Consider the following 6,133-nt stretch of genomic DNA (forward strand, 5'->3'; position numbering starts at 1 on the left):
AATTAGAAATAACAACTACACCAACTGGGAGAAAATCTAAAATCCTGTAATATTCTCTTCGATAAAAATCTAGTTCTTGCTTAATATCCATAATTATATAATTATTAGGTGTTCAGCATTTAAACTATATATCTAATTTTTGTCAAAGGCAATAATACAACAGGAAATATGAAATCTCAATAATTTTTAGCTTACAGCCGTTTTCAGGTCAATGAACCACATTAAAAAAATAACAACCCCGTAGGGACGTTGCATGCAACGTCCCTACTTTGTGGTGTACTGAACCGAATTAACTACTTAATTGGTCAAATTGTGTCATCTCTGTATCAATTTGACTGTTAAAGGATGCGATCGCTTCATCCATTTCACTGGCGACTTTGTTGTAAACATCAACTGTACCTTGGTTCGCTGGACCTTCAGAAGTTTCTAACACATTATGCAACCATGTCAATTTGGGAATTAACTTGGTACGCTCGTTAATAATTTGAACTAAAGTTGTACCAACTGGCATCATGCTACCTTCTAACTCATCGCAAAGTGCTGTAATTTTTGCTCCTTGGTCTGCAAGTGCTTGATTACCGGAAGCAGAGGAGAGCGCATTAGCTACTTTTTCTTTAGCTTCACGACCTTTTAACACTGTTTGGATACCTTCTTCTGCTTTAGCATAGAGTTTCATCCAAAATTCACCTTTAGTATCGGTTTCAGTACGAGTATATTTCTCGTTAGGATTAATGCTTACTTCAAAAGATTCCGTTTGAGTTTCACCATCAACTGTTAAACGGACTTGGTAAGTACCTGGTTTCGCAAAAGGAGTGATGATAACTGGAGGACGACCGGGTACAGAGGAAACAGAAGGATAGCGAGTTCCCCAAATAAAGCGGTTTAATCCTTGACTAACAGTAGCTTTTGGTTTTCCTGTGGTCAAATCTTGTTCATAACCACGAGCATCAAAACTGGCAAATCTTTCAGTAGGAATTTCATCTTTACCGAAAGTCTGAATCTCGTTACCTTGTTCATCCAAAATCGTTAAACTAACATCCTTAGCATCATCACTGAGGAGATAGTAGATAATTACTCCTATCGGACGAGGATCGCCAGCATCAATAAACTGGCGTTTTTTCTCGCCATCAACAATACCTTGCTCATAAAAAGTGTGACCAGGACGAGTATTCTGAACAAAGTAATATTTTTTGTCAGAAACAGGACCGCCACCGTAATCCATCCACCAGTTATAACCAAAACGAGTATAGGTTTCAGGCTTAAATAAGTGAGCTTTTTTCTGAGTTAATTCCTCAGCATATTGCCTTAGAGGACTAATATCATCGAGAATCCAAAAACTACGTCCGTGAGTAGCGATCGCTACATCGGCATTCTTAAATTTAATATCATGGACAGGAACACGAGGTAAATTCAGATTTAAGCGTCGCCATTCCTTACCATCATCAATGGAAACAAAAACGCCTGTTTCTGTACCGACAAAAAGTAATCCTTTGCGGACTGTATCTTCCCGAATGGTACGAGTTATTTCGTCTTGAGGGAAGGTATCACTAATGCAAATCCAAGTCTTACCAGAATCAGTGGTTTTATACAAATAGGGAGCATAGTCATCTGCTGTCCGATAGCGGGTAATGGCAATATAAACTGTTGCTGGATCGTGAGGAGAAAACTCAATTTCATAAATAGGAGAAAGTTCTGGTAAATCTGGTGGCGTAACGTTTTCCCAGGTTTGCCCCCCATCTTTTGTTAAGTGAATTAACCCATCATCACTACCGGCCCAAATGACACCCTTTTCATGGGGAGACTCTTCTAAACGGAAAATTGTGGAATAAATTTCTTGACCGAAATATTCTCCCATCCAAGGAGTTCCTGCTAATTGCTGTTTGTCTTTGATGTCTTTGGTTAGATCAGGACTAATTTCCTCCCAAGTCATACCTTCATCAGTGGAACGGAAAACTACATTAGCTCCTGCATAGAAAGTCTTGTTATCGTGACGTGAGATGAAAAATGGGAGATGCCAATTAAAACGATACTTAAACTCAGTAGCAGGAGTACCAAAGGTGGATTCCGGCCAAATTGGTCGCATTTCGTTCTGCCCAGTTTTCAGATTGTTAATCGTGAAAGAACCGCCTGTACCACAAATTGAACCAGTGGAAAGATTATAAACAATATCAGGATCGGTAGGATGAGGAATGGCTGCGCCTGTTTCACCATTACCAACGACAATGGTTTCATGTTCGGAGATACCGCCCCAACGAGAAGCACTAGGACATTTGACTGTCACTGTATCTTGAGGATTACTATACAAGTTGTAGGGAAACTGATTATCGCAAAATACACGATAGAATTGGGTTGTAGGTTGGTTATTGAAAGGAGACCAAGTTTGACCACCAGTTAAAGAGATTTGAGACCCACCGTCACAAGTTACAATAATGCGATTAGGATCTTGAGGATCGATCCAAGCTTCATGGTAGTCATCCTTAATACCTGGTTCAAGTACCCAAGTTTTGCCTCCATCCTTAGAACTATAAAGTTTATTAGCTGGTGCCCAAAGTTCATCAGCATTGTGGGGAGCAGCATAAAGATGGAAGAAATAGAAAGGACGAGCGATAATTTGAGCAAAATTAGACACAAAAGACCAATTTACTCCTAAATCATCAGAACGGTATAAACCTGCCTTCGTTTCCGAATCAACCAGAGCATAAACACGATTAGGAGCTGCTTGGGATATAGCAATACCAAGCCTTCCCATTTGTCCTTCTGGCATTCCTGCATTCCGACTAATATCTTCCCAAGTATCACCACCATCAAGCGATCGCCAGAGTCCACTTTCAGGACCTCCCGTTTTTGCCCCCCAAGTTTTGCGCTCAAATTCATACATGGCAGCAAAGATAACTTTAGGATCGCTAGGATTAACGATTAAATCAATACATCCGGTATTTTCGCTTTTGAAGAGAATATTTTCCCAAGTTTGACCGCCATCTTTGGAGCGAAAGACTCCTCTTTCCTGACTCGGACCAAAACCATGACCCATTGAAGCAACGTAAACTAAATCGGGGTTATCAGGATTGAGTCTAATTTTAGCAATATGCTTAGAATCTTTTAAACCGATATGCTGCCAAGTTGCACCGCCATCAGTAGTTTTATACATCCCATCACCCCAGGATGCACTGTTACGAATTTGAGGTTCACCTAAACCAACATACATAATATCGGGGTTCTGTTCAGAAATAGCGATCGCACCAACTGAACCCATATTAAATTGTCCGTCACCGACAGGTATCCAATATTGACCTGCATCTTCGGTTTTCCACAGTCCCCCGGATGAGTGACCATGATAGAAAACTTGTTTATCTGTAGGATGACCAACAACACAAGTGCCACGACCACCGAGAAACGGTCCGATATTACGCCATTTTAAGGCTTTAAAATCACTAGCTTTTGTCATAATAATAGACCCTGACTATTTTTTCAGTGAAAAGTTAATAAACGAATAATTTAGGAAAAGTTCTAAATTCTATAGGAATTACGCAAAGGCACTATTATATAGAGCCTTGGTGTGTTAGCGCTACCAATAGCGTTCATGTGTAAGTCCTATTCTAATGAAGAGAGGAAATGACTGTTAATCTAATAGTTCTAATGACTAAATAAGTGACAAGAAATGCCATCAGTTCTAAAAAGAATCCTTTGAGAAAAGGACCATAGACAAATTCAGCAATAAATAGGGATGGAAAAATATCAACCCCTATAAATTTCGGCGATCGTAAAAAGTTACTAATTGTCTGTTTGTATTGGGCAAAACTTTTACCCATTAATAACACTAAAGTTAGATCCAAACTATTTAAAAAGAGTAGGAAAAGAACTAACTCTTTACTGAAAGATTTATGACCACTAAACATTCCCAGATAAGCTGCTATTAGGGAAATACCAATAGAAATCATGTCAGGAGTAGATAAATTTCCAGGAACCCTAAGACGCACAGTGTTTTTCATAGTTGAATAAATTCTCCTAAACTAAATAATTGAAATAACAACCTATTACAGCACTTTTGAGGATGGTGAGGTACATTTGTAACACAGGCTTCCAGCCTGTAACAAGCAGGGTGCTTGTGTTACCAAAAATTCGGAACATCATTTGTAAGGCTTCCAGCCTTTAACAAGCAGGGTGCTTGTGTTACCAAAAATTCGGATGTAACACAGGCTTCCAGCCTGTAACAAGCAGGGTGCTTGTGTTACCAAAAATTCGGAACATCATTTGTAAGGCTTCCAGCCTGTAACAAGCAGGGTGCTTGTGTTACCAAAAATTCGGAACATCATTTGTAAGGCTTCCAGCCTTTAACAAGCAGGGTGCTTGTGTTACCAAAAATTCGGATGTAACACAGGCTTCCAGCCTGTAACAAGCAGGGTGCTTGTGTTACCAAAAATTCGGAACATCAATGTGATTTGCTATTCGTAGTATCAAGATTCTCACATTTGCAAAAAAAAGTCTTTACCTTATCGCGCCAATTTGCCACAATTATCTAGAATAATGAAAAGAAAAATTTATAAAAATTTAACAAGTATATTTTATGAAAGCCATTCCCCTAATTCGTGCAACTCAATTAGAACCTTATTTAACTTTTCTTGGACAAATTGGAGCTAACAGTGAGAAGTTTCTAGAACAATCTAAAATTCGGGCTGATATCTTAACTACTCCTGAGCAATTATTACCAGAATATCAAGTTTGGGATTTTATTGAGAGAGCGGGAAAAGCAAATGGTTCAGCGATTGAATTTGGTTTACAAACAGGATTAGAAGGAAATTTTGATTTTATATTAGGGTTAATGTACCCTAGTTTGACAACTTATGATGCTCTCAACCGTTTTTGTTTATTAACAAGATTACATAGTTCTCAAGCTAGTTTTTGGTTATCTCAAAAGGGTTCTGAAATCTGGTTTTGTCGTCAAGGAATTCCAGAAATTACTATTGGAGAACAGGCGGTAGAAGCTTATACTTTAATGTTAATGATTAATTTAGTTCGCTACACAACGGGTTTAAAGCATTGGCAACCGTCAAAAATTTGTTTACAAATGAAACCAAATTCTACAATTAAACAATTTCAACCGTTGGAAAATACGAGAATTAAATATCAACAACAATTTACAGCGATCGCAATTGATACCACTCTTTTAAGTCTGACTCAACCATCAACTGATTCACCTTATCTTTCTCCCCTGATAAATATATCTACTCCAGCAACAGATTTTATTGGTTCTCTCAGACAAGTTATTAAATCTTTATCAACAAAAAAGTATCCTACTCTTAGTCAGGTTACTCAAATTACAGGAATTAGTTCTCGAACTTTACAAAGACAATTAAGAGAAGCCGGATTAAATTACACTGAAGTCATTCATCAAATACAGTTTGAACGAGCAAAAATTATGCTTAAAGATACCGATCTTAAACTTAGAGAAATTTCCGAACAGTTAGGATATTCAACACAAGGGCATTTTAGCCGTGCATTTAAACGTTGGACAGGTATAACGCCTCAATTGTTTCGTCACTTTTCCTCGGAAAAATAACTTGAGACTTGATAGTATTTTGGTAAGCATTTCCTGCGGAATGCGGAGCTAACAGCTATTAGCTTTCAGCGAACTGACTCTTCCTTTCCTTTAGAATGCTTTGCTGCGCAAATCAAACGCCATAAATATATTTTTGATTTTTATTCCTGAAAACTTCTAAGTACCATTAATAAAGCTTTTATAGCAGATAATAAACAATAGCTGATAGTTGATTGCTGACTGCTGAATGCCCTTATGTATTTTTGGTGTTGCTCAATAAAAGTTTGAGTTTTTTCCTCTTTTTACTAATAGCTATTTGTGGAGTATTTCATAGGAAAGACTGACTTTGTAATTCAGCCTTAAAAAACTGAATTACCATGATTAAATATCGGCAAAAAGATATACAAATACTTAATATTTTCAGGGCAAAAAGGTTTTATTTTCAAGGTAAAATAAATGATAAATTTATCTATCAATAACTTGACATTTGTGACTTTTGTTGTATAATTATTCGATGTATCATTCTTTTTGATAAAGCTCTAGAGGATTTGAATGAGAATGATATTAATAATTTTGATGTGAGGTAGAGGTAAAGGA

Annotated in this window: 3 protein-coding genes and 1 CRISPR repeat array; of the genes, 1 reads left to right on the top strand and 2 read right to left on the bottom strand. The window is 37.5% G+C overall.

Annotated elements, in window-relative coordinates:
• Window positions 1-289 precede the first annotated feature (289 nt).
• Both AFK68_RS14855 and AFK68_RS14860 read right to left on the bottom strand, forming a co-directional pair.
• The gene (locus AFK68_RS14855) at window positions 290-3,445 is read right to left on the bottom strand and encodes a hypothetical protein (RefSeq protein WP_094673475.1); all 3,156 of its coding nucleotides are present in this window, start codon (window positions 3,443-3,445) and stop codon (window positions 290-292) included.
• Window positions 3,446-3,596: 151 nt separating this feature from the next.
• A complete protein-coding gene (locus AFK68_RS14860; RefSeq protein WP_094673476.1) occupies window positions 3,597-3,989 on the bottom strand; it encodes a hypothetical protein in 393 nt (130 codons plus the stop codon).
• Window positions 3,990-4,088: 99 nt separating this feature from the next.
• Window positions 4,089-4,426: a CRISPR direct-repeat array (repeat unit 36 nt; unit sequence TAACAAGCAGGGTGCTTGTGTTACCAAAAATTCGGA).
• A gap of 138 nt (window positions 4,427-4,564) precedes the next feature.
• Between AFK68_RS14860 and AFK68_RS14865 the strand changes: the two genes are divergently transcribed.
• Entirely contained in the window at window positions 4,565-5,557 is a 993-nt protein-coding gene (locus tag AFK68_RS14865; RefSeq protein WP_094673477.1) for an AraC family transcriptional regulator, read from the top strand.
• Window positions 5,558-6,133: the final 576 nt, after the last annotated feature.

The organism is Hydrocoleum sp. CS-953, from assembly GCF_002260545.1.
GTDB lineage: Bacteria > Cyanobacteriota > Cyanobacteriia > Cyanobacteriales > Microcoleaceae > Trichodesmium.